General features: G+C 49.1%; 19 protein-coding genes. 10 read left to right on the forward strand and 9 right to left on the reverse strand.

All coding sequences use genetic code 11. The annotated features are described in order from the left end of the window. Positions 1-91: 91 nt before the first annotated feature. A complete protein-coding gene (locus ACYVFD_RS33580; RefSeq protein ID WP_461094946.1) occupies positions 92-1,723 on the reverse strand; it encodes an amidohydrolase in 1,632 nt (543 codons plus the stop codon). 112 nt (positions 1,724-1,835) lie between these two features. Between ACYVFD_RS33580 and ACYVFD_RS33585 the strand changes: the two genes are divergently transcribed. After that, positions 1,836-3,224: a TolC family protein gene (locus tag ACYVFD_RS33585; protein ID WP_461094947.1), complete on the forward strand. Its 1,389-nt coding sequence runs from the start codon at positions 1,836-1,838 to the stop codon at positions 3,222-3,224. A gap of 12 nt (positions 3,225-3,236) precedes the next feature. Here ACYVFD_RS33585 and ACYVFD_RS33590 read toward each other — a convergent pair whose 3' ends face one another. The 4 genes from ACYVFD_RS33590 to ACYVFD_RS33605 form a co-directional block, all read right to left on the reverse strand. Further along, positions 3,237-3,554, reverse strand: a complete 318-nt coding sequence (locus ACYVFD_RS33590) for a DUF3817 domain-containing protein (RefSeq protein WP_461094948.1) — start codon at positions 3,552-3,554, stop codon at positions 3,237-3,239. A 283-nt stretch (positions 3,555-3,837) separates the two neighbouring features. After that, on the reverse strand, positions 3,838-4,305 hold the full coding sequence (locus ACYVFD_RS33595) for a hypothetical protein (RefSeq protein WP_461094949.1): 468 nt from the start codon (positions 4,303-4,305) through the stop codon (positions 3,838-3,840). A gap of 104 nt (positions 4,306-4,409) precedes the next feature. After that, positions 4,410-5,327, reverse strand: coding sequence for a helix-turn-helix domain-containing protein (locus ACYVFD_RS33600; RefSeq protein WP_461094950.1), 918 nt, complete (start codon positions 5,325-5,327; stop codon positions 4,410-4,412). Further along, the gene (locus ACYVFD_RS33605; protein ID WP_461095041.1) at positions 5,324-7,888 is read right to left on the reverse strand and encodes a M1 family metallopeptidase; all 2,565 of its coding nucleotides are present in this window, start codon (positions 7,886-7,888) and stop codon (positions 5,324-5,326) included. Before ACYVFD_RS33605 ends, ACYVFD_RS33600 begins: the two co-directional genes overlap by 4 nt. A 155-nt stretch (positions 7,889-8,043) precedes the next feature. On the opposite strand from ACYVFD_RS33605, the gene ACYVFD_RS33610 reads away from it, so the two are divergent. The 4 genes from ACYVFD_RS33610 (at position 8,044) to ACYVFD_RS33625 (ending at position 13,385) form a co-directional block, all read left to right on the forward strand. Next, the gene (locus ACYVFD_RS33610) at positions 8,044-9,315 is read left to right on the forward strand and encodes an asparagine synthetase B (protein ID WP_461094951.1); all 1,272 of its coding nucleotides are present in this window, start codon (positions 8,044-8,046) and stop codon (positions 9,313-9,315) included. A gap of 97 nt (positions 9,316-9,412) precedes the next feature. Then, the gene (locus ACYVFD_RS33615) at positions 9,413-10,957 is read left to right on the forward strand and encodes a hypothetical protein (RefSeq protein WP_461094952.1); all 1,545 of its coding nucleotides are present in this window, start codon (positions 9,413-9,415) and stop codon (positions 10,955-10,957) included. Between the two features lie 226 nt (positions 10,958-11,183). Next, positions 11,184-12,716 carry a sulfatase family protein gene (locus tag ACYVFD_RS33620; protein WP_461094953.1) on the forward strand — a complete coding sequence of 511 codons (1,533 nt, stop codon included), beginning with the start codon at positions 11,184-11,186 and terminating at the stop codon, positions 12,714-12,716. Between the two features lie 168 nt (positions 12,717-12,884). Further along, positions 12,885-13,385, forward strand: coding sequence for a DinB family protein (locus ACYVFD_RS33625; protein WP_461094955.1), 501 nt, complete (start codon positions 12,885-12,887; stop codon positions 13,383-13,385). An 87-nt stretch (positions 13,386-13,472) separates the two neighbouring features. On the opposite strand, the gene ACYVFD_RS33630 is transcribed toward ACYVFD_RS33625, so the two are convergent. Beyond that, the gene (locus tag ACYVFD_RS33630) at positions 13,473-13,820 is read right to left on the reverse strand and encodes a nuclear transport factor 2 family protein (RefSeq protein ID WP_461094956.1); all 348 of its coding nucleotides are present in this window, start codon (positions 13,818-13,820) and stop codon (positions 13,473-13,475) included. 165 nt (positions 13,821-13,985) lie between these two features. Between ACYVFD_RS33630 and ACYVFD_RS33635 the strand changes: the two genes are divergently transcribed. The 3 genes from ACYVFD_RS33635 (at position 13,986) to gnd (ending at position 16,691) form a co-directional block, all read left to right on the forward strand. Then, a complete protein-coding gene (locus ACYVFD_RS33635; protein WP_461094957.1) occupies positions 13,986-14,201 on the forward strand; it encodes a hypothetical protein in 216 nt (71 codons plus the stop codon). 116 nt (positions 14,202-14,317) lie between these two features. Continuing rightward, the gene (locus ACYVFD_RS33640) at positions 14,318-15,046 is read left to right on the forward strand and encodes an SDR family oxidoreductase (protein WP_461094958.1); all 729 of its coding nucleotides are present in this window, start codon (positions 14,318-14,320) and stop codon (positions 15,044-15,046) included. 190 nt (positions 15,047-15,236) lie between these two features. Continuing rightward, positions 15,237-16,691 carry a decarboxylating NADP(+)-dependent phosphogluconate dehydrogenase gene (gene gnd, locus ACYVFD_RS33645; RefSeq protein ID WP_461094959.1) on the forward strand — a complete coding sequence of 485 codons (1,455 nt, stop codon included), beginning with the start codon at positions 15,237-15,239 and terminating at the stop codon, positions 16,689-16,691. Between the two features lie 226 nt (positions 16,692-16,917). Here the strand turns inward: gnd and ACYVFD_RS33650 are convergent, their stop codons facing one another. The 3 genes from ACYVFD_RS33650 to ACYVFD_RS33660 form a co-directional block, all read right to left on the reverse strand. After that, on the reverse strand, positions 16,918-18,165 hold the full coding sequence (locus ACYVFD_RS33650) for an FG-GAP repeat domain-containing protein (protein ID WP_461094960.1): 1,248 nt from the start codon (positions 18,163-18,165) through the stop codon (positions 16,918-16,920). Between the two features lie 103 nt (positions 18,166-18,268). Next, on the reverse strand, positions 18,269-21,142 hold the full coding sequence (locus tag ACYVFD_RS33655; protein ID WP_461094961.1) for a PVC-type heme-binding CxxCH protein: 2,874 nt from the start codon (positions 21,140-21,142) through the stop codon (positions 18,269-18,271). 241 nt (positions 21,143-21,383) lie between these two features. Further along, positions 21,384-22,073 carry a 3-keto-disaccharide hydrolase gene (locus ACYVFD_RS33660; RefSeq protein ID WP_461094962.1) on the reverse strand — a complete coding sequence of 230 codons (690 nt, stop codon included), beginning with the start codon at positions 22,071-22,073 and terminating at the stop codon, positions 21,384-21,386. A gap of 259 nt (positions 22,074-22,332) precedes the next feature. Between ACYVFD_RS33660 and ACYVFD_RS33665 the strand changes: the two genes are divergently transcribed. Together ACYVFD_RS33665 and ACYVFD_RS33670 are read left to right on the forward strand one after the other, a co-directional pair. Beyond that, positions 22,333-22,776: an EVE domain-containing protein gene (locus ACYVFD_RS33665; protein WP_461094963.1), complete on the forward strand. Its 444-nt coding sequence runs from the start codon at positions 22,333-22,335 to the stop codon at positions 22,774-22,776. Then, positions 22,763-23,629 carry an alpha/beta fold hydrolase gene (locus ACYVFD_RS33670; RefSeq protein WP_461094965.1) on the forward strand — a complete coding sequence of 289 codons (867 nt, stop codon included), beginning with the start codon at positions 22,763-22,765 and terminating at the stop codon, positions 23,627-23,629. Before ACYVFD_RS33665 ends, ACYVFD_RS33670 begins: the two co-directional genes overlap by 14 nt. Positions 23,630-23,841 lie beyond the last annotated feature (212 nt).

The raw sequence follows: 23,841 nt of genomic DNA on the forward strand, positions 1-23,841 counted from the left end.
TTGGTCAGATAATAGTCAAGGGTGGTCAGGTATGGTCAAGAGTAGAAAGCAATGTTTGACTATTTCTGACCACTCTTGACTATACCTGGCCCTAATAAACCCGCTCGCCGTTGATCCAGGTCTGACGTACTTTCGTCTGCCGGATTTTTGGGTTGGGTACCAGCATAATGTCCTGATCCAGAATGACAAAATCGGCCTGTTTGCCGGGGGCAATACAGCCACGCAGGTGATCTTCGAAACAGGCGTAGGCGGCCCAGCGGGTCATGGCCAGTAAAGCCGATTTTCGGTCAACGGCATTTTCCATCTGATAGCCACCGGCTGGGAAATTCTTGGCATCCTGCCGGGCTACGGCTGCGTGAAAACCAAACAACGGGTTGACCGCTTCGACCGGGAAATCGCTACCGAATGCAATCAGGCGGTTTTGTTTCATCAGGTCGTTGAACGCATAAGCACCTTTTACCCGAATTGGTCCCAGTCGGTCGCCAGCCCAATACATATCCGATGTGGCATGAGTCGGCTGAACCGAAGGAATAATCGAGTATCGATTGAACTTCCAGACATCGTCGGGCGAAACGACCTGAGCATGCTCAATCCGCCAGCGACGGTCATTTTTTCCTTCCAGCAAACGGCCATACAGGTCGAGCATCAGGTGGTTAGCCGAATCACCAATGCAGTGCGTATTGGCCTGAAACTTCGAGTTGTATAGCAATTTGGTAACCCGTTCGAGTTCGGAAGGGCTGAGGAGAAGAAAGCCACTGGTTTCGGGGCGGTCGCTGTAGGGTTGGCGAAGACAGGCTCCGCGTGATCCCAACGCACCATCGGCATAGAGTTTAAACGAGCGAACCGTCAATCGGTCGGTTTGGAAAGGGCCGCGTTTCAGAAAGTAATTCAGGTTGGGCTCGCCAAGGCTAATCATGGCATAATCCCGTATTTTCAGCTTACCAGCCTGTTGCAGACTGTCGATCAGGTTGATTTCGTCGGGACTGATCCCCGCATCCGATACCGTGGTGAGTCCGAGCGCTACACAGGCTTTTTCGGCATTAAGCAGCATACGGGCTTTATCGGCGGCATCGGGTCGGGGAATGACTCGTTTGATAAACTGCATCGCATTATCGACCAGGACGCCGGTAGGCTGGCCAGCGTTTAGAATAACTTCTCCACCCGCTACCTGCGAGCCACCGGTCACGTTTGCCAGACGAAGCGCTTTTGAGTTGACCAGTAAAGCATGGCCGTCTATACGCGTCAGTGCCACCGGAACGTTCGGGAAGGCTTCGTCTAATTTTTCTTTAGCTGGGAATACTTTTTCCGGCCAGTCATTTTGGTCCCAGCCCCGGCCCGTAAGCCATATTACGTTTGGGTGGGCCTGATAAAATGTTTTGAGTCGGTTAATAACTTCGTCATACGATTCGGCACCAACCAGATCGGCCTGATCGAGCACCTGACCTAGACCCAGAAAATGAGCATGGGGATCGTAAAAACCGGGGTATACCGGCTGGCCAGCCAGATCAACCTGTGTGGTAGCTTCATACTCGTCAGCCAGTGTCGGGCCGTTGCCCACAGCTAAAAATTTTCCATCTTTTATAACAAACGCATTCGCCATCGAAAAGCTCGAATCGGCTGTGTAAATGCGGGCATTTGTTACAAGCAGATCCGCCTTTTTTTTGAAGGAACACCCAGATAATAGGAGCGATAGAGTAGAAAATAGTAGAAAAAGGTGTTTCATGGTGGTTGGAGAAAAAAAGATAGTGTGCAAGTTAAACGAAAGGTTGTAAAGCTGACGGGCCAATTGCAGATTCTCTTACTTTTGTCCTACTTGTAGTTATAACCGTTAATCAATGAAACTCAGCAGTTGCCTTCTTTTTGCCTGCCTACCCTTTTTGGCTTTTTCTCAACAAACTCCTAATGCAATCCAACGCGCTCAACAACGAACTTATACGATGGCTACGCTTCCTCAGCCGGGCGAGCTATTGACCCTTCAACAGGCAGTTGATCAGGCTATTAGTAAGAACTATCAGATTCATATCAATCGCTCGCAGGAAGAAATTTCCCGGAATAACTACAGTAAAGGGAATGCGGGCTATTTGCCTTCATTGACATTTAATGGCAACTCAAACGGGAGCCTACAAAGCTTTCGGCAAACAACCATCGGTAACCTTCAGCCGCCACGGGAAGGAAGTGGTATATTTAACCGCACATCGAACGTGGGGGTTAACCTGAACTACACTATTTTTAATGGGTATTACCGTCGGTCATTTTATACCCAACTTGAGCAGTTGTTTAAGATCAGTACGGTCAATACCCGCGCAAATATCGAAGCTACAATCGCCAATGTAGCGACGAGTTATTTTGATGTAGTACGTCAGTTGCGTCGATTAATCGCTTTTAGTCAGGCACTTGATATTTCGCGGGAGCGGCTTGAGCTTGCCCGTGCTAACTACGAAGTAGGCACCCGCTCGAAAGTCGATTTCCTGAGTGCACAGGTTGATTATAATACGGATAGTGCGGCTTTGCTTTCGCAGGAGCAGGCCTTGCGGAATGCCAAAATCATTCTGAACAATGTAATAATTCGTGATCCGCAAACGGAGTTTTCCGTACGGGATACCATTGTAGCGCGTCCTAATCTTCAATTGGCTCCTCTGCAGGAATCATTAAATACTAATAACCCCTTGCTGGCAGCGGCTGTGCTTAACCGAGCCGTTGCCGATTTAAATGTGCAGTTGGCCAATTCAGCTCAACTTCCTCTGGTTACAGCGCAAACAGGCTATAACTATCAGTTTATTGATAATCAGGGTGGTTTTGGGGTGGCAACGGGGCGGACGAGCGCCATTACCTACAACGTAGTGGCGTCGATACCCATCTTCAACGGGTACAATCTGAAGCGACAGATTCAAAATGCCAAGATCAATACGATCATAGCCCAGGATCAGGAGTCGAATCAGCGACTACAACTCGTAACCGCATTGAGTCAGACATATCAGGCTTATCAAAACAGCCTGCGTATTCTGAATCTGGAAGTGTTGAATAATCAACTGGCCAATCAGAACGTCGAGATCGCTTACGACCGCTACCGAATCGGTAATTCAACCTTCGTCGAGTTTCGGGATGTACAACGCACGTCGGTCGATGCTCAGACGCGCCTGATTGAGGCCGAATACACGGCTAAAGCGGCTGAGATAGAACTGCTTCGCTTAAGCAGCACGATTACGCAGCAACTGGGGCTATAATTAACGAGGTGGTTATGCGTCCTCTGTTGCAGTCGGCAAAAACCGAAATGTCTTATGATCGGCATAGAACGTTCCGCCCGGAAGAATTGACGCCAGTAACATAAGAGCCGTTTTGCCTGCCGACCAGCCATATTCAGTTTTTGCCTGAATAATGACCAATACGTACCAGACAAACAACAGACCATGAATCGGTCCCAGAATCTGTACGGCTTCGGGATGACCGCCAATTCGTTTTAGGGGTACGGCAATGAACAACAGCAGTAGGTAGGAAATCCCTTCGGCGAAACTCACCACACGAAGCCGGATTTTAAATGAATTGAAAAAATGCATAAAACAAATTAGTAAAGATTGTCAGGTATAGAAGTTGATTGAACTTTTGTTTTTACGGCGTTTTTGTCATGCTGACGAAGGAAGCATCTTAAGGGCTCTCATCTCTCAGGTAAGCAATCCTTAAGATGCTTCCTTCGTCAGCATGACAAAAACGCTCATTTTTAGCTTACTTTAAAAAGTTTAAACACCTCATCGTTAAGTGTGGTCAAAGGTGGTCAGGTATTGTCTATACAACTTTATCAAAACAATTCCTGACAACTCCTAACCATTCTTGACTATTACATTAAAAGCTCCGAAGCCACGGCCGGGTTGCTAATGGTGAAAATGGCCAGGGAATCGCTATCAGGATCAGCAACAAGGTAATGGTGAAATAGATAGCTGTCGTCTTAAACTTCTCTTGTGCCGTCGGCTGGCGTTTCGCTTTACTTGACCCAATGGTCATAATTACCACAGCTGTGAACATTAGCCCAATGTGGATGAGGCTGAAGAAGCGAAATTCGGGCGATTGGCTGGCATTGGGCGAAAACTTCCAGTAATAACTCACAATTGGACTTAGGGAGTATAAGTAAAAACCAACCAGCAACTGTGTATGGGCAATCGACGTAGCCAGTACGCGTAGCGTTTGATCGACACGCTGGTACGTACGACCTCGCAACCAACCCGAATAGCTAGTGCCCAACGCGGTCAGTAAACTTCCCAGAACCAGCCAACGCAGGGCACTGTGAACAACCAGAAGAATAGGATAAATCATTGAACTGTCGGAGCCTGAATACTACCGCAAAGGTCCAACAGCTTGCCGAAATGCGTTTAGGCAGAAACAGGGTAATTCTGGTCAAAATCAATCATTATAGAATTTTAAACTGCACCATTATCAACGAACTGACTCCTGAACTGGGTCGGTGTTAGCCCCGTGTATTTACGAAATAGTTTTCCAAAGGTCGACTGATCGGGGAAACCCATTTCATACGCGATTTGTGCCACGGTCAACTCCGACTGAACCAGCAGGACCTTGGCTTCCAGTACAACCCGTTCATCGATCCATACGGAGGGCGATTTGCCGGTTCGGCTTTTCACCACCTTGTTCAAATGATTCGGGCTAACGGCCAGCCAGTCGGCATACTGACTAGCCAGCCGGGTTTCGCGGATACGAGTCGTTAACAGGCCCAAAAAGCGCTGAACAAGCCGTTCACCTACCTCCGTTTTAGAGGCCATCGTGCCCACATACGCCCGATCGATTTCCGCAAATAAGGCTAGCAGGTAAGGTCGGATCAACTCAGGTTTTGTTGCCCCGTTTTCCTGATATTCGGTGGTGAGCCGGTTCAGGATCGTGCGGATAAACTGCGATTGCTGATCTGATAAGCTTACGTACGGATTGCCTGTCAACTTCAGAAAATCGAAATCCGTATCGTTACCAGTGCCTAAAAACAACTCCTGACTGATAAACGACATAAACCCAATCGAATCGGGCCGGATAGTGTGCAGCGTAAAAATCTGAAAGGCGGGTACAATCACCAGTTCTTTTGACCGAAGCGTGAAAGGTTGATGGCCGATAGTAATATCAACCTGCCCACGTTCAACCATAATTAGGGCATGGTTGCTGGTACGCGATGGGGGTAGCGGCAGCTTGATAACCGGCCAACTGTATTCCAGTGGCGCAATAATAAACTGGTTGAAATTTTCCTTAAACCGATCGGCCCACGACGCATCCCGGATCAGGAAAAGCTCGCGGGCCATCGCCGGACTGATGGCTGGAAACAGGTCACTAGGCGTCATAGATGATACAGCAACTTACTCGCCCGAAACGGCCCGTCTGCCGCCTGTAACAGCTTAGCCCGCAAGCGTGGGTTGTAATTGGGGCGGTCGGCCAGAAACTTACGAACCAGTTGAACAGTTTCGGGTGTTTGATAACTCGACAGGGTCGACCGAAGCCACGATTCAGGAAAGAAAATATCGCCCGTTCGTTGAATCTCTTCCAGCAGTTCCAGACTCTTGAGCAAATACTTAGACGACGTTTCAGTCCGCAGTGGATGGTGAAGATACCCCAGTGCCGCCGTTACCCAGGCTTCGTGTTCGCGATTGGCTTCGGTAGCCAGCGACGCAAAAAACTGATCCCGTTCGGCCACGTTAGACGACAGAGCAGGCATCATAAATTCCAGTCGTTTCTTACGGTCCGGGTTCTTGATGCGGGCCAGTTGCTTCGCCAGAATGCCTTCCGCTGGGTAGTCGCGAACGGCTAGGGCCAGCGCCAGACTGGTGTAGTCGTCTTCGGTAAGGGTTACGCCCGTTGGGGCTTTCTGATCGCGCCAGATGGCATACAATCGGTCGCGGGCTTCCAGGCTAAGGGCAATGTTCTGATACAACCGGAACAGGAGTTTTTTCTTACCGGGGCTGGTCTCCTGTTCCATGGCCTGCCATGCAGCCTGTTCAATCGAAGCCGCTAAAGCAGGGCGTTTTTCTGGCCGGGTAAAATTCCAGAAAATATCCGATAGCTGGCTGGTTATCAGGCGTAGATTCAATTCTTCCGATTCTATACGTAACATGTTCTGGTACCCAAAGGCTAATTGCTCGGGTGAAATTCCCTGACCGGATACCATGTTTTCGTACAAATTAATGTACGTAGCAGCCCGTGTCACTGGATTTTTTGTGTCTTCCAGAAGGACGACTGTCGCTGTATCGACGGGAAAAATTCCGTATCCCTGCCCCGACGAGTTGAAGGTGACATACATAGGCGTTGGTTTACCAATGGCTTCTTTCAATACAACCTGCGGTTTGTCCATATGCACGGTCAGTTCTTCCCGGTGATCGCGATAGACCAACGCTATTTCAAAACTCTGTGGCCAGAATCGGTTGGAGCCATCTTCGCCCTGCTGCGAAATCACAAACCGGTTAATGGTGCCGCCTTTGCCATCCCATTGGTACGAAAACTTCGGTCGTCCGGTTTCATTTACCCACACCTTGTTCCAGGCTTGGAGGTCGGCGGGGGTATGTGTATCCAGAATCGAAATCAGGTCGTTCCAGGTCGCATTGCCGAACGAGTACTTTTTCAGATAGTCACGCAGACCGTCGCGTAGGGCCGTTTTGCCCATCAGTCGTTCCAACTGCCGCATCATGATCGGGGCCTTATGGTAGATGATTCCCCCATACAGCGTTCCGGCTTCCTGCAAATTGGCCAGTGGTTGGCCAATCGGGTTAGCGCCTTCGGTCCGGTCAACGGCGTAGGCCGCCGGAAAATGATCGACCACAAACTGGAGATCATAATTAGCCTCCGGTGAGGACACTTCCGTAATCTTATCGGCCATGAAGTTGGCAAATACCTCTTTCAACCACACATCGTTGAACCAGCGCATCGTTACCAGATCGCCAAACCACATATGCGCCGTTTCGTGCGAAATGAGCGTCGCCCTGGAAAGTTTCTGATCGCGGGTGGCCCCATTATCGAGAAACAAACTTGCTAATCGGTAGTCGATAGCCCCAACGTGTTCCATGCCACCATACTGAAAATCAGGTATGGCTACAAAATCGAACTTCTGGAATGGATACGGAATCTGTGTATAATCTTCCAGAAACTTGAGCGCATCGGCATGAAGGGTAAAAATAGGGTCAAGGCTCAGCCGAATTTTGGTGGTATCGGTTTCGCGGTGGAATAACGTCATTGGGCGTCCGTTGAGGGTTCGGCTGATGGGGGTAAACTTTCCGGCAGCGAACGAAAACAAATAGGTGGGGATCACCTCCGACTGACGGAAGTTGATGGTTTTTCGATCACCCGACTTTACTGAGTCGTTGACGGCCGCATTGGTCATGGCCTGCCAATGGTCGGGAATCGTGAGCGATAGCTGGAATTTAGCCTTCAGATCGGGCTGATCGAAGCAGGGAAATACAGTTCGGGCGCGGTCAGGAACGAGCAAGGTGTATAAATACTCATCATTCCGATTGAGCGATAAATTGCCGGCTGTAAATTGTATGAAAATTGTGTTCATTCCCGGCTTCAGAAAAGCAGTAGAAATGAGTATATGTTCGCTCTCAAAGACAATCGGAATAGAAACCTTATTGACAGAAACATTCTGTACCTGAGTCTGTTTCTCTTTGAAATCGAGCTGGAGCGGGGATGCGTTTTTGGTCCAGTGAAACGTTATAGACTCAGTCGCTGGAATAGGTTGGTTTTTTTGCGCAGGAATGTCGAACTTTAAAGCATAAGCCACCTCCTGGATCGTTTGTTTCCTGGCTTTGGCCAGCGTCTGCGATACGCCCGTTTCCACGGCTGGGGATTGACTGAGGGCGGGGTGTTGGCTCCCGAACATGGCTAGTAGAAGAAGTGCAGTAATACCGTAACGCATCATAGGAAGTTGTTGGTAATCATGAATTGTCATTAGATGGTCATTGATGGTCATTTGTAGTCATACTTTGTGGATCAGCAAATGACCACGAATGACAATCAATGACTACTTAATGACCATACATACCATGAATTAGGTCAAAAATAATGCACGCTATGAAACAGCACTTATCTTTTCTGCTGGTATTGCTGGCCATTGTTGGTCGGGCGGTTCCTACCCTGGCCAATTACGTCCTGATTCCGATGGATGATCGGCAGACCAATCACCTGAAAGCATATGGCATTGCCTACAAAGTACTCAAAGACGATGAGGATGTTGAATGGCTGTTGAACTACCGGGGAGGCAGCTTTATGATGAAATACACTAAGTCGGTCGAAACCGAATGCCGAGTCCGTGGCGTATCGTTCGACGCCATTTCGGATTCGCAGGCGGAGTCGATTCGCCAGCAATTGTCCAACCCCGATGTGAACATGAATGTGGTCAAGCTTCAGAAAGCGGCTAAAATCATTGTGTATTCACCTGCCAAGGTCGGACCGGCCGAATTTGAAAATACGGATGCTGTTTTGCTGGTGCTAACCTACGCTGAAATACCGTACGAACTGGTGTACGACGAAGAAGTGCTGAAAGGCGACTTGCCCAAATATGACTGGCTGCACCTGCACCACGAAGATTTTACCGGGCAATATGGCCGCAACATGCATCGGCAGTCGCTGGCCGATATAAAGGCGCAGGAAGACATTGCCCGTAAATATGGTTATGCGAAAGTATCGCAGATGAAACTGGCCGTTGCCAAAGGCATCAAGGAGTTCTGTTCGGGTGGAGGCTATCTGTTTGCTATGTGCTCCGCAGCCGAAACGCTCGATATTGCCCTCGCGGCTAATGGCGTCGATATTGTGAGCAGCAGCTACGACGGCGACGGTATGGACCCCAACGCGCAGGAGAAGCTTGATTTCAGCAAGACGTTTGCATTTGGCAACTTTACGCTCGAATCCGACAATGGCTACCGTGGTTTTTCGACGTTCTCGGACATTAATTCGGCTGCAAATCGGGGATTCGACGAGCCCAGTGGTTTCTTTGAGCTATTCAATTTTTCGGCCAAGTGGGATGTTATTCCAGCCATGCTGACTCAGAACCATGAGAATATTATCAAGGAATTTTTTGGGCAGACAACGGCCTTTCGCAAAGGAGCCGTAAAGCCCAGTAGTTTAGTGATGGGCGAAGGTAAAACCTCTGACCGCTATCTGTATGGTGAGATGGGCAAAGGTCAATGGACGTTCTACGGTGGCCACGATCCCGAAGGGTTACGCGGTGGGGGAGGTTTTCGGAACCCAACGGACTTGAATCTGCATCCTCATTCGGCAGGGTATCGGCTTATTCTGAATAACGTGTTGTTCCCGTCGGCCCGTAAGAAAAAGCGGAAAACGTAGGAAATGATGAATTATGAATGAGAAATGATAGATTGATGCATAGATTCTTGGGGATAGTTCGCTTATAAGCGTAAATCGTTTGTGAACCCCTATTCCTATGCCCCAAATCCTCCACGCTGGTCCTGTACAGGTTCGTTATGAGAATGGCTTCCTGCGCTACTTTACCCATGAGAATACCGAAATCCTTCGGATGATCTATTTCGCCATTCGCGACCAAAACTGGACCACAGCCGCTTTTACCATTACCGACGAAGAAGTAATTCAGCATCCTGACACGTTCCAGATTCATTACCGCTGGCAGATCGATGAATTGGGCATTCAGATGAGCGGGAATGTGGCCATACGGGGTGATGAGGCCGGGACCGTTTCGGTCGAGTTTTATGGAAAGGCGATTAATTCGTTCCAGAAAAACCGCATTGGCCTTTGTATACTGCATCCAATTGAGGGTGTATTGGGGCAACCCGCTCAAGTTACAGCACCCGATGGTACCCAGACCGACGCCCATTTTCCAACATTTATAAAACCCGATCAACCCTTTCTGGACATACAGACACTGCGCTGGAAACCGGCTTCGGGCATTACCTGGCAACTTGATTTTGAGGGTGATGTGTTCGAAACAGAAGACCAGCGGAACTGGACTGATGCATCATTTAAAACGTATTCGACTCCGCAGGTACTACCCAAGCCGGTTACCGTTTCGGTGGGCGATGAGTTTCGCCAGCAGGTAGTGCTCAGCATAGCCAACGAGCCATTGACGTCGCGGGCCGATGAAGAAAAAATCCGTGAGCTAGAGCAGTTTGCCGCCGAAGTGGATCCGGTCCATCCACGTATCGGCGTCGGGCACCGAGCTGGTGGCCCTGCGCTCACTGATGGGGAAGTAGACTTACTGCGTCGGCTCAATCTGTCGCATCTACGCACCGATGTATTTTTTAGCCTTCCCAATTGGCAGGAATTACTCAAGCAGGCTATCGCTGAGGCACAACGGTTGGCGATCCCGCTTGAACTGGCTCTATTTTTTGGCACTGAGCCCATTTCAGAAGTAAGCAGGCTTCAGCAATTTTTGCAGACACAATCTGTGAGTATTCGCACGGTACTTCTCTTTAATGCCGCCACCCTGACGACATCCGACGACCTGCTGATGGCCATTGTACCCATCCTACGAAAGTCATGGCCTAACACAGCTATTGGCGGAGGAACCGACGGGAATTTTGCCGAACTGAACCGAAATCCGTTCAATTTTGATCAGGTCGATTTTGTAACCTATGCCGTTAGCCCGCAAGTCCATGCGGTCGATGACCTGACCCTATTGGAGAATATTGCCGGACAGGCTGAAACTGCACTATCAGCACAGAAGTTGAGCGGTGGAAAACCCGTTCATATTTCGCCTGTTACGCTCCGACTCCGATTTACAACCCTGGCCGAAACAGCAATCGAGCGGCTGAACGCGCCCACTGACCCCCGTCAGGACACTGACTTTGTAGCCGACTGGACCCGGCAGAGTATGGACACGTTAGCCAGAGCGGGGGTCGAGTTTATAACCTATTATCAGACGCATGGACCGGGAGGATTACTGAGTGACGATACCACCTTTCCGGTATTCCGTGTTGTTGAGCAGTTTGCCAGTAATCCCGGCTACCAATAGCCCTAACAAAAGCAGATGTAAGCGGAAACAAGTTACTTTTAATCCCTTAATTAAAAGAGCGCGGATTCTCGTTTAAAACGGTTACTGAGTTGCTCCGGTATCAATCGAGAAAACCTATTACAGCCTAGGACAGAAAGGTAAGCCAGTCAACGTAAATAGGGCCTATTGTTTAAATTGTTGCGTGTAGTTGATAGATAATATTCCAGAGATGAATCGTTTGATGTTGATGCGACGGATAACCTACGTTCTGATGCTGTTGCTACCGTTAGCAGCGTTCCGGTTTAGTCCAATTGAGCATAAGCCTCCTCAGCGCCCGAATATCGTCATTATCTTCTCCGACGATCATGCCCTGAAAGCCATTAGTGCCTATGGCAGTCCATATATTCAGACACCTAATATTGATCGAATTGGACGGGAAGGGGCTGTGTTCAATAATATGTTCTGTACCAATTCGATCTGTGCGCCCAGCCGGGCTACGCTACTGACGGGTAAATACAGCCATATCAACGGCCATCGCGACAACTACACAACCTTCGACGCCAGTCAGCCCATGTTTCCGAAATACCTGCAACAGGCAGGTTACCAGACGGCCTGGATTGGTAAATGGCATCTAAAGGCCAATCCCCAATACTTCGATTTCTGGGAAGTACTGCCCGGCCAGGGGTTGTATTACAGCCCCAACTTTATTCAGATGGATGGTAAAACAGTCCGTCGGGAGGGGTACGTCACGAACCTGATCACCGACGATGCGCTGAACTGGCTCGACAGTGGCCGGGATGCCTCTAAACCCTTCTGTCTGGTGATCGGCCACAAAGCACCCCACCGGGAATGGCTGCCTGATACCACTGATTTACATGCGTTCGATGGCAAAACGTTTCCGATGCCGTCCACATTTTATGATACCTACGAAGGTCGACTGGCTGCCCAGCATCAGGATATGCAGATCGCAACGCCCACCATGCGATTGGGGCTGGACCTCAAAGTCGACATTGATACCATGCCGATCATCAAACGTATGAACCCGGCTCAGCTAAAAGCCTGGAAAGCCTATTATGACCCACTCAATGAAGCGTTTAAAAAGCAGAATCTGACCGGCAAAGCCCTCGACAACTGGAAATACCAGCGATATATGCACGACTACCTGGGTTGCGTACTGTCGGTCGACCGAAATATTGGGCGTGTGCTGGAGTACCTGGACAAACACGGCATGCGCGAGAATACACTGGTCATGTACTCATCGGATCAGGGTTTTTATCTGGGTGAGCACGGCTGGTTCGACAAGCGGTTTATGTACGAAGAATCGATGCATATGCCGTTGCTGGTACGTTATCCGCCTACAATCAAACCTGGAACGGTAACCAACAGCCTGTTTGTGAACACGGATTTTGCCCCAACCATTCTCCAGACAGCAGGTTTGCCCGTCCCAACTGATATGCAGGGTAAATCGTTTCTGCCAATACCCAAAGCAGGAGCAGGCCGTAAAGCCGTGTACTATCATTATTACGAATATCCGGCCGATCACCGGGTGTTACCGCATTTCGGCATCCGGACCGATCGGTATAAGCTCATTTATTTCTACGGAAAGGGCGAGTCGTGGGAGTTTTTTGATCTGAAAACCGACCCGAATGAGCTTAAAAACGGCTATAGCCTTCCTAAGAATCAAGCGATCATTCATCAGTTAAAGAGCGATCTGAAAAAGCTGGCCAGCGAATACCAGGATACAGAAGCCGTTGAAATGTTGACGAAAGCGGGAATTTAGAGATTATTGTAGGAAACTGAAGCGGCTAAAAACAGGTAAAACTAACGTTGAGCTTACTTTATGATTAGTCAGTACGATTAACGTAAGAGACTGTGAATCAATGTAGGTCTTTACGAAGGGACTATCCGAACATGTAAACAATCTGTTTTTAGGTAAAATACGGCACGTATGACGAATCAGGAAGTAAGTAACGAACTAGACTCAAAGTTTTCAGAACTATTACAGTTGTTGTCACCATTGAGCGAGGATGAATTGAATCGGGTTCCGTTCGAAGAAAGCTGGACAGCCGCTCAACTAGGCGATCACTTGTCCAAAGCCTATAACATCATGGGCATTCTGACAGCTACAACGGCACCGCCTGATCGACCTTTTGACGAAAAATTGGCAGGCTTGCAAGCGCTGTTTCTGAATTATTCCATCAAGATGAAATCGGCCCCCGAAATTACTCCCGACAGCGGCCCGTTTGAGAAAGCTGAGTTGATAGGTCGCTTGACTACGCAAACCCAATTGCTGGTTTCCTATGCCGAACACAACGATTTAACCTTGCTTTGCCTAAATGGGGCGATTCCTCAAGTCGGCACACTGACCCGATACGAATGGCTTCTGTTTTTGGCTGTCCATACCCAACGCCACATTCGTCAATTGAAAAACATCATTCAGCACGTATAGAGATTTCAATCGCTTTACGTCAGTTCATTTACTGGTCTAAAGCGATTGAATAATCAAAGTCTGATGACAGTACTACCAGAAAACTATTTACTTCTTTCCTTCCAATAGAGGTCGTGGGTCGAACAGCACCTTAAACGACTTGATTTTGCCCTCCTCCGTGACATACCAGCCACTGCTGAACAGTTTTGGGCCTCCCATGTCGATGGTGTACCACAAACAGACCTCATCGCCGTCGACAAAGACCTTCTGGATATCGTATTTGAAGCGCATTTTCTTCATATCCTGAATATAAACGTCGCCACCATCGCGGGTGCCCATAACGCCAACAAACGACATGTCGTCGGTGATTAAACTGCGGGCTGTGTCGAAATCCTCTTCGTTAAGTGCCTTAATGAACTCCAGAACGGTTTCTTTGGCCTGTGTTGTCATTTCCATGGTTGTATTCGTTAAAAACCTGTTCAGATATAATAACTCCACTGACTTTTTGTTTGGATCTACCCCCTGAACCTGTCCCTACAAGCCTACATAGGCTAACAATCGGTGTGATAGTTGGTTAAATTTTTACAGGTTTGAAAAAGCAGCGTGTAAACGGTAGCGCTTATGACACTTGAGAAACTATTCAATATCATCACCCCGCTCATGGGAATTGCTGTACTGGGTCTTATTATGATCGGCTATGGATTTGTAAACCCGTCGCAGCAAAATAATGTCCTCCAGTTTATTTTCGGTATTCCAATTGCCCTGGGCGCTATCGGCATTCATTTCCTGATTCCGGCGAATGGTTCAATACAATACGCTTTACATGTGGATTATTGAAGCTATACTTGTCGGATTTCTGTGTTATGCTTTCCCAAGAATGTATCCTCTCTTATAGAAAAGTGGGTTAACGGGCTGAGCAATGGCAATAAACAAACTGTATTTATACACTGTACATGAACCTGTCGAATAACAAAATTCTCATAACTGGTGGCGCATCCGGCATTGGCCTTGGGCTAACCGAACGATTTGTAAAAGAAGGTAACACTGTTATCATCTGTGGTCGACGGGAAGAGCTGCTGACCGAAGTAGCTGATCGATTGCCCAATGTCATTACACGTACCTGCAATTTGTCGTTGGCCGACGAGCGACAGGCCCTGTATGAGTGGATTGCTGCCGAACACCCCGATCTGAATGTGCTGGTCAATAATGCTGGTATTCAGCAATGGATGTCGATTACGGATAATGACTTTTTTGAACGGGCAAAGGCCGAAATAATGGTGAACATTGAAGCGCCACTGCATTTGACCTCGCTGTTGATCAACCTGTCTTCGCTGAAAACCATCCTAAATGTAACCTCTGGATTATCGTTCGTGCCACTGACGAAAGTACCGGTCTATTCAGCAACCAAAGCATTTTTTCACTCGTTTACGCTGTCATTACGGCATTTGCTGGCGGCCAAAACTATTGAAGTGATCGAGGTAATACCCCCTGCGCTCAATACTGACCTGGGTGGAAAAGGGCTCCATGATCAGGCCCCACCCGTAAGCGGATTCATTGATGCTGTGTTTGAGCAATTAAAACAGGGCAAAACCGAACTAACGTATGGCTTCAGCGAAGGCATGGCCAAAGCTACCCCCGACGAATTAAGAGCCGCCTTCAACCGGATGAATCCGTCCCTATAAGCAACGTATGCTTTTTTGAACAGTCTGTCAAAACCAGTGTCCTGGTAATGTCAGACTATTTGTTTTCCGGGCAGATAATCGTGTACAAATTGTCGAACGGGAAGTCCCTATATTTGCGCGTCAATAGCCGGTTGGGTACGTCCATCGACTCGCTAAACTAAACGTGTATCATTCACCAAATAACATCATAATGACAGAATCTGCAGATATCGGCCTGATTGGTCTTGCCGTAATGGGTGAAAACCTGGTGCTCAACATGGAGAGCAAAGGGTATACCGTAGCCGTTTTCAATCGTACGGTTGAGAAAGTCGACCATTTTATGCATGGACGAGGGGCTGGAAAAAACTTCATCGGTGCTCATTCGATTGAGGAACTGGTCGCTTCGCTGAAACGTCCTCGCAAGGTGATGATGCTGGTAAAAGCCGGACAGCCCGTGGATGATTTTATCGAGCAGATCATTCCGCATCTGGAACCGGGCGATATTATCATTGATGGCGGTAACTCGTATTTCCCGGATACCATCCGTCGGACCAAATATGTTGAAAGTAAAGGGTTGCTCTACATCGGAACTGGTGTTTCGGGCGGAGAGATCGGCGCGTTAACTGGCCCGTCCATGATGCCGGGAGGAAGTGTAGCCGCCTGGCCTTTCGTGAAAGAGATTTTTCAGTCGATTGCCGCTAAAGTGGACGACGGTACGCCCTGTTGCGACTGGGTTGGCAGTGATGGCGCTGGTCACTTTGTCAAGATGGTGCACAACGGTATCGAGTATGGCGATATGCAGATTATCGGCGAGGCTTATCAGGTCATGAAAGACTTGCTGGGTCTGAGTGCCGACGAAATGCATGAAGTCTTCAAGAAATGGAATACCGAAGAGCTGGATTCCTACCTGATCGAAATTACGGCCGACATCATGGCGTACAAGGATGAGGACGGCACGCCGATGGTCGATAAAATTCTTGATACAGCCGGACAAAAAGGGACGGGTAAATGGACCGGAACGGCTGCGTTGGATGAAGGTATTCCGCTTACGCTGATCGGTGAATCGGTATTTGCCCGGTTCCTGTCGGCGCAAAAAGACCTGCGTGTAGCGGCCTCAAAAGTGATTAGCGGCCCCAAAGCCGAATTTACGGGTGATAAGGCGCAACTGCTCGATGATTTGAAAATGGCCTTATACGGTGCTAAAATCATCTCGTATGCACAGGGCTATAACCTGTTTATGGCAGCAGCAAAACAATACAAATGGCAACTGAACTACGGCGATATTGCCCTGATGTGGCGCGGTGGTTGTATTATCCGCTCGGCGTTCCTGGGCGACATCAAAAAAGCCTTTGATAAAAATCCCGAACTCCCGCACCTGCTGCTCGACGATTTCTTCAAAGATAAGATCGAAGCGGCACAGGCTGGCTGGCGTCGGGTATGTGCCGCTGCGCTGAGCAATGGTATTCCCGCTCCGGCGCTTACCTCGGCATTATGCTATCTGGATGGTTTCCGCAGCGAATGGCTACCGGCTAACCTGTTGCAAGCCCAGCGCGACTACTTTGGCGCTCATACCTACGAACGGATCGACAAACCACGCGGTCAGTTTTTCCATACTAACTGGACGGGTGAAGGGGGGGACACCGTCTCGACGGCTTACAATAACTAATTCGCTATACGTATAAATAGAACGCGGATCTTTATGATTCTTATGATTTACACTGATCATAAGAATCATAAAGATCCGCGTTCTATTTTTTCAGACTAAACGAGTTGGTAATTCATCAGCACAATGACACAACTAAATGAATAATGTACAATGAAGAATGAAAACGGGGCAAATTAACTGGCCTTCATTATCCATTGTACATTATCCATTATCCATTATCCATTATTCATTTTTTAATCTTATTCTCAAGCAGGAACACGCCGTTTTTGTTAGCGACAATGATGTCGGGTTTTTTGTCGCCGTTCATGTCGTGCACCGTAACGTTCAGGCCCGAGCCTGAATCAGTGTCGATAACGTGCTCCTTATAGTACGGCTCTTTGCCGGGTGTGAATTCGAACCACATCAGAATGGCCGGGTCGCTGTCGCCGGGGTCGCGACCGTGGTGCGCCAGAAATCGCTTGCCGGTGATGTAATCCTTCCGGCCATCGCCATTCAGATCGGCCATGATAGACGAATGGGTTTGGGCGGTCGTGTTGCTCATCAGATGCGTTTTGAAATTGATCTGCCCCTGTTCGTCGGTGATCTGTTCATGCCACCACACACCCAGCGCGTGAGCCGACGCACTGACAACATCGGCCTTTCCGTCGCCATTGACATCCAGTATCTGCATGTGGGAGCAGGGCTCGCCCAGATTAGCCGGATGAAAGACCCAATCACCGGATTTTTTGTCCGCTTTCCCTTCAAACCATCCTTCGCGGATCACTACATCGTTGAAGCCGTCTTTGTTGATGTCGCCGAAGCCAATGCCGTGCGAGAAAATTTCAGTGCCCGGTACATTCTCTTTGCTGAGAGGGTAGCGTATCCATTCGGTTTCGCCGGGTTTGGATGGCGCTTTCAGCCAAACGATCTGCTTTTTATCCTTATCGCCACACAGAATATCGAGCCGTCCGTCGCCGTCGATGTCGATAAAACCGGGCGACTCGTTGGCAATTCCCATTGAGTTTGCCAGTATGTGCTTTTTCCATTCTCCTGATGCATTGTTCTTCGGATTCTCGAACCAGAAGCCGGGTTTGCCGGGAAAGTCGATAATGACCACATCGTCCCAGCCATCCTGATTGACATCCATGCCCATATTGAGGAACGAATCGCTGTACTCCTTGCGCGGATCGTATGTACGGGAAGGAGCCATTTCGTGACGGGTCCAGTTGGGCGCTTCGAACCAGTAATACCCGGCCACGATGTCCATTTTGCCATCCTTGTTCAGGTCAGCCACGGCGGCCCCTTCTGAAATGAAGTCGCGGGTCAGCGTTGTCTTTTTAAAATTGCCTTCGGGAACAGCCTGTTTGGTAGCGCGTTCGGTGCTGGTGGCTGCGGCCTGTTGCTCCCGAACTTTTAACAGCGTTTTATCCTGACTGTAGGCATTAGTTAGCCAGTAGCAAAGCAGGGTTCCGCTAAGTATGATTTTCGTTTTCATAAATTCATCGATTATAGACCACAGATTTTTATGATCGATATGATTTACACAGATCATAATTAATCATAAGAATCATAAAAATCTGCGTTCTATCTGTCTAAAACTATTCGCCCAATACTTTGGCAATTAACGCCTGAATTTCGTGGCTCTCGTGTGAGTGATCAAGCTTACCAACGCGGTCGTTAAACTCTTTCAGCAATTTCTTCGAATCGTCGGTGTTGATAGCCCCGATCCGCTGAATCATGTAGTTCAGATGCTTTGGCATTTTCGATTTCTGCGCCAGATCCAGCGCCCGTTTCATGTCGACAGCGGCCAGCGGTTCGGCGGCATACCACAGCATGAGCGGCTGGTTGTGGTCGTCTTTATCCTGTGCTTTCTGAACCAATGCATCTAGTACATCCCAACGCTGCGCCGGTTCCAGTCGACCCATTGCCGAAGCCAGATACATCCGAACCATTGCCGAATTGTCGTTTTGGGCCATGATCGCAAACTGCTTCAACGCTTCGGGTGATACCTGCTTGTCCTCAGCCAGCAACTGAATGGCCCAGCTTCTGACGTATTCGCTTTCATTCGACAGCAGATCGGTCAACTCCTTGTCTGTAATGCCTTTGGTCACGTGTAAGGCCCAGAGTGCGCGAAGCTTACGGGTTGGGTCGGGATTTTGCGCCAGAATTTCCTTTAGGGCTTTATGGACTTTCTTGTTCGGGCCACGTTCCTGTAAAATGGCTCGGGCCTGGCGCACGTACCAGTCGTTCGGGTTGAGTTGAGCTTTCACCAGATCCATGTCCGAGACTTTCCGCAAATCGACCTGCACCCATTTGTCGTTATCGTGGGAAAGCTTGAAAATCCGGCCCATCGTTTTGTCGTGCACGTCGGGATTTGGGCTGTGGCACTGGTTTTTATCGTACCAGTCAATCACCCAGACCGAGCCGCTGGCATCGTATTTAAAATTCAGCCACTGCGACCACGAATCGTTCATGACAATGAAATCGGGCTTGTGCGTCACCGAATAGCCCGTTCCCGCCCGCTCAGGGTGATCGTGGTTAAAGCGGGCCCCGTTGATGTTGTTCATGAAAATATCGTTCCGATACTCCTGTGGCCAGCTATTGCCGAGGTAGATCATAGCACCCGAATGGGCATGACCACCACCCGCCGAGGCCGACCGGAAATTGCCTGCGTGAGGGCCACGCTCACCCACCCAGTGCACATGATCGGCGTGGGTTTTGATGTCGTCGTAGGTGTAGGGGTTAAAGTGTTTTCCGGCCTGCCGCTGGTAGCGCCCGCCCTGAATCATGTGGTACATGTGCGGAATTACACAGGCCGTGATGAACGCATGGCCGTAATCGTTGAAATCGAGCCCCCAGGGATTGCTGGTTCCTTCGGCAAATAGTTCGAACTGGTGGTTGGTTGGATGAAACCGCCAGACACCCGCGTTCAGCTTGGTTCGCTCCGAATCGGGTGCTCCCGGTTTGCCAACGTTGGAGTGGGTAAAGACGCCGTGGGTTCCATACAACCAGCCATCGGGCCCGAAGCGCAGGCTGTTGAGCGTTTCGTGCGTGTCTTCAAGTCCCCAGCCGTCGAGCATTTTTTGGGGTGGTCCCAGCGGTTTGTCGGTTTTAAAATCAGCCGGAATAAACAGCAGATAGGGGGCCGCGCCAACCCACACACCACCCATGCCCACTTCCATACCACTCACCAGATTCAGTCCTTCGATGAACACTTTCTTGCTGTCGAGGGTGCCGTCGCCGTTGGTATCTTCAAAAATGTAAATCTTGTCGCGGCCTTGGCCTTCGGGAGCCGGAACGGGATAGGTGTGCGATTCGACCACCCAAAGCCGACCACGCCAGTCGACGGTAAAGCAAATCGGTTTGACAATATCGGGTTCCGAAGACGCCAGCGTCATTTTGAAGCCGTTAGGCAGGGTCATGGCCTGAGCCGCTTTGATGCCCGAAAGTCCGGCGTTCAGGACGGGGTCGAGTGGGGGCAGAATGATGATGTCCTTCTGTTTCAGTTCGTTCGGGAATGTTGGGCGCGTGGCATAGAACTGAAAATCATCGAAATTGATGTGCGCCCACTTGTCGTGCGGTATGTACGGAATCTGCGAAATGCCGGTTTCGTTGTCGACAATGCGGATGTAAATGTCCTGATTAAGGTACGGTTGCAGGTCGACTACGACGGGTTGGAGCGTAGCGCGACCCTGGCCGGTGCTGTGAAAAATAACCTTATCGGTGCTGGTCTGTACGATTTCGACGCGGGTATCCTGCAAGGCGCCCCCCGACACTTTAAAGGCCGCAAACGGCTGGGTGACGGTAAAAGGTACCGACGTTAGTGTACCCGTTTGCCTGGCGTTGGCTGTACCGCCACTGCTCAGGAAATACTTACCGTCGAAACCGATGTGCATATCTTTTTCGTGAACCGGCGAAGGGTCGTCCTGGGCGAAAACTGGATTAGAAAAGGCATCACCGGTGGCCTTCCAGTCTTTCAGGGTGCCAGTTTCAAAGTTCAGGTTGAGCGGCTGGCCGTTTTTCATTGGTGTCTGTCCGGCCACGGTGGCATCGGAAATGGGGCCTTCAACGACCTCAAAATTGCCGACCATGCCAGCCACCCGGTGGCCCGGAACGGTGCAGTAGTACGTATCGCTTTTATCGGCTTTGAAGATGATGCTGGCTTTGGTCCCTTTTTCCTGAAGAGTTTTGCTCTTAATGCCCAGCTTTTCGAGGGCAATATCGTGCGTCATTAACTCGCCGTTGGTGATGGTGATGCGCACCCGATCGCCCTTGCTGGCTTTCAGGGTTGGATTCCGGGCGCCATCCTTCGCAAAGAAGCCGAGCATGGTTGCTTCCAGTGCGTACTCCCGGTCGACCTTTGTCGTGTCCTGAGCAACAGGTTTGGTTTTGGATGATTGGGACAGAACAACTGTTGCAGAAGCTAAGAAAGTAACAACCGTTAACGGTATAAGATGACGGAGATTAGGCATAGGAATAGGTTTTTATTTTTCTGACACGATTAACAGTATTTTCATGATGAACCTGTTTAAACTTTTATTTCAATTGCTTTTTGTCATCCCGAGGAAGGAGGGATCTTTGGTATGAGCAAGAACATTGGCTATTTATCGAAGATCCCTCGTTCCTCGGGATGACAAAGCACTCAATACTAGTCGATTAGAAAAAGCTTAAACAGCCTCCTTGTCAATCCTATTAATCCTGTTAGAAAGAAGATTATAACTCATTTATTGTCAGATCTCTAAATTCAACCTGCGCTACGCCACCACTGTGAATCTGGACGGCAATAACGCCCTTCTTCGGGATTTTGCTGTCCTGCTCTATATAGTCGCAGGTTTTTACGCCATTAATATACAGTTCGTGATGGTTGCCTTTGCAGCGGATGATGTAGCTGTTCCAGCCGTCTTCTTTCAGAATGTGCTTGAGCGTTCGTAAATCACCGCCAACAAGTTTCTCCCGGCGGTGTTCATCGTACAGGTCGCCCCAGTAGCCATTGCCAATATCAGCCTGATAACCAATGATTTTAGTTCCTTCAATAATCGACCGGTATTGGATTCCGCTGTTGATCATGCCTGTTTTAGGGTCACCGTATAGCCGGAACAGGCAGCGGAATTCAAAGTCGCCATACTCTTTCAGCGTGTGCAGATACGTATTTTCCGGTATTTTTTTTATGCCATCACCACTGTGAATCACGCTGTCTTTTACCGACCACCAGCTTGCCTGCGCCGGATCGACAGTTTTCCAGCCATTCAGCGTTTTGCCGTCAAATAACGATACCGCTTTTACTGTCGACTGTGCAAACAATGAAAAATAGCTAAGAAGCAGTAGTATTGAGGTAATCCATGTGCGTTGAAATTGCCTGGGTAAATCTTGTAAGGAAAAACGGTGAGACCAGTTTGAATTCATACTGTCGAGGTTTAGGTGACGTCTAATTTACTAAAGCAACAGGTACCCGTAAAACTCCCTATTCGTACGAAAGAAAATGACCGAATTTGTTAATCGATTAAGCTGATCTGAAATTAATTGGAAGAGCTAGTTGGGGCAATGTTTTTAGTTGATGTTGTCAGAGCTATTGATCGGAAAAGTTTTACAATTGATCCTGGCTGTAACAAGCGAAAAAGATAACAGTTATTCAATTACACTTGTCATGCAAAAATCATCATCCATGAATAAAGTAGACCAATGCTGGATCGTAGTTGCTTCGAAAGACCACGTCATGCGGGGTGTTTCGGGAGGATTTATGCAGGCTAATCACGGAAAAAAAGCCCCGCTGCAACGGACCAAGCCCGGCGACTGGGTAATATTTTATTCCCCAAAGCAGGTGCTGGAGCAGGAGGAAAAGTGCCAGTCGTTTACCGCCATCGGGCAAATAACCGATGGGGCGATTTATCAGGTTACCCTAACCGACGATTTTGCTCCGTTCCGGCGTAATGTCCGGTTCTATGATTGTCAGGAAGCGTTAATACTGCCACTCATCAACGATCTTAATTTTATTCAGAACAAGAAATCCTGGGGCTATCCGTTTCGCGTCGGCTTTTTTGAAATCGGTCAACAGGATTTCGACCTGATTCGCAACCAAATGCTCAACGATACGCATGAAAACCACTGAAAATGCATCCGCTTTCCGGCATCAACAAGTCGAGGTAGAAGGGGTGTCGCTACACGTTGTTTCAAATGCTCAGGAAAATAAACCGGCCGTGCTGTTTCTGCATGGATTCCCCGAAAACTGGCAGTCTTTTGACGCGATCATGGCAGGTCTTCAGAACGACTTTCATGTACTGGCACTCGACCTGCCCGGTATTGGTCAGTCGGGGAAAATTGACGCCAATGACAAAAAGACAATTGCCCGATATGTGAAAGGCGTGATCGATGCGCTGGGCCTGAAAGGCGTAACGTTGGTCGGGCACGATGTCGGCGGTATGATTACGTACGCGTATGTGCACACCTACCCGAACGAGCTGGAAAAAGCGGTTATCATGAACGTAGCCGTTCCGGCCATCGATCCATGGGCGCAGGTCAAGCAGAATCCGAATGTCTGGCATTTTCGGTTCAACACCATTCCCGACCTGCCCGAAACGCTGGTAATGGATCGCCAGCGCCCCTTTTTCGATTATTTCTTCAATACCATATCGGCGCAACCAGACAAGATTACGGAGCAGGCCCGAAACACCTATGCCGAAGCCTACGCGGGTTACGATGCTCTGCACACGGCCTTCGAATGGTACCGAACCTTTGCCCAGGATGAGAAAGACAACGAAGCCACAAAGGGCCAGACCATCACCACGCCGGTGCTGTACCTCCGGGGTGAACGTGAATACGGGAATATGGACGAGTACCTGAATGGATTTCGCAGTGGTGGTCTAACCAACGTACAGGGACAAGTAATTCGGGGCAGCGGCCATTACGCCCCCGACGAAGCCCCCGATGACGTAGTGGGACTATTAAGGGAGTTTTTGAGATAGGTAGATTAACCCCTCAGACGCTGTTCGAGTTGCATTTACGGCTGCTTTCTGTGATGTCGGATTCGTCAATCCGACATCGTGAGGTTTCTTAAAACCTCGTGAGTCGCCTAAACGAGGTTTTAAGAAACCTCACTGGTCAGGTTGAAGAACCTGACCTCACGAACTTTCTAAAATTGTCCCCGACCCAGGCCCTCTTCTGCAACTAACTGTTT

Source organism: Spirosoma gilvum (genome assembly GCF_054776815.1).

Excerpts from the sequence above, each read along its gene's own strand:
- ACYVFD_RS33635 (WP_461094957.1), top strand. The coding sequence starts at position 13,986 with ATGACACTTGAGAAACTATTCAATATCATCACCCCGCTCATGGGAATT.
- ACYVFD_RS33625 (WP_461094955.1), top strand. The coding sequence starts at position 12,885 with ATGACGAATCAGGAAGTAAGTAACGAACTAGACTCAAAGTTTTCAGAA.
- ACYVFD_RS33665 (WP_461094963.1), top strand. The coding sequence starts at position 22,333 with ATGAATAAAGTAGACCAATGCTGGATCGTAGTTGCTTCGAAAGACCAC.
- ACYVFD_RS33620 (WP_461094953.1), top strand. The coding sequence starts at position 11,184 with ATGCGACGGATAACCTACGTTCTGATGCTGTTGCTACCGTTAGCAGCG.
- ACYVFD_RS33640 (WP_461094958.1), top strand. The coding sequence starts at position 14,318 with ATGAACCTGTCGAATAACAAAATTCTCATAACTGGTGGCGCATCCGGC.
- gnd (WP_461094959.1), top strand. The coding sequence starts at position 15,237 with ATGACAGAATCTGCAGATATCGGCCTGATTGGTCTTGCCGTAATGGGT.
- ACYVFD_RS33595 (WP_461094949.1), bottom strand. The coding sequence starts at position 4,305 with ATGATTTATCCTATTCTTCTGGTTGTTCACAGTGCCCTGCGTTGGCTG.
- ACYVFD_RS33660 (WP_461094962.1), bottom strand. The coding sequence starts at position 22,073 with ATGAATTCAAACTGGTCTCACCGTTTTTCCTTACAAGATTTACCCAGG.
- ACYVFD_RS33650 (WP_461094960.1), bottom strand. The coding sequence starts at position 18,165 with ATGAAAACGAAAATCATACTTAGCGGAACCCTGCTTTGCTACTGGCTA.
- ACYVFD_RS33605 (WP_461095041.1), bottom strand. The coding sequence starts at position 7,888 with ATGCGTTACGGTATTACTGCACTTCTTCTACTAGCCATGTTCGGGAGC.
- ACYVFD_RS33600 (WP_461094950.1), bottom strand. The coding sequence starts at position 5,327 with ATGACGCCTAGTGACCTGTTTCCAGCCATCAGTCCGGCGATGGCCCGC.
- ACYVFD_RS33655 (WP_461094961.1), bottom strand. The coding sequence starts at position 21,142 with ATGCCTAATCTCCGTCATCTTATACCGTTAACGGTTGTTACTTTCTTA.
- ACYVFD_RS33585 (WP_461094947.1), top strand. The coding sequence starts at position 1,836 with ATGAAACTCAGCAGTTGCCTTCTTTTTGCCTGCCTACCCTTTTTGGCT.
- ACYVFD_RS33580 (WP_461094946.1), bottom strand. The coding sequence starts at position 1,723 with ATGAAACACCTTTTTCTACTATTTTCTACTCTATCGCTCCTATTATCT.
- ACYVFD_RS33590 (WP_461094948.1), bottom strand. The coding sequence starts at position 3,554 with ATGCATTTTTTCAATTCATTTAAAATCCGGCTTCGTGTGGTGAGTTTC.
- ACYVFD_RS33630 (WP_461094956.1), bottom strand. The coding sequence starts at position 13,820 with ATGGAAATGACAACACAGGCCAAAGAAACCGTTCTGGAGTTCATTAAG.
- ACYVFD_RS33670 (WP_461094965.1), top strand. The coding sequence starts at position 22,763 with ATGAAAACCACTGAAAATGCATCCGCTTTCCGGCATCAACAAGTCGAG.
- ACYVFD_RS33615 (WP_461094952.1), top strand. The coding sequence starts at position 9,413 with ATGCCCCAAATCCTCCACGCTGGTCCTGTACAGGTTCGTTATGAGAAT.
- ACYVFD_RS33610 (WP_461094951.1), top strand. The coding sequence starts at position 8,044 with ATGAAACAGCACTTATCTTTTCTGCTGGTATTGCTGGCCATTGTTGGT.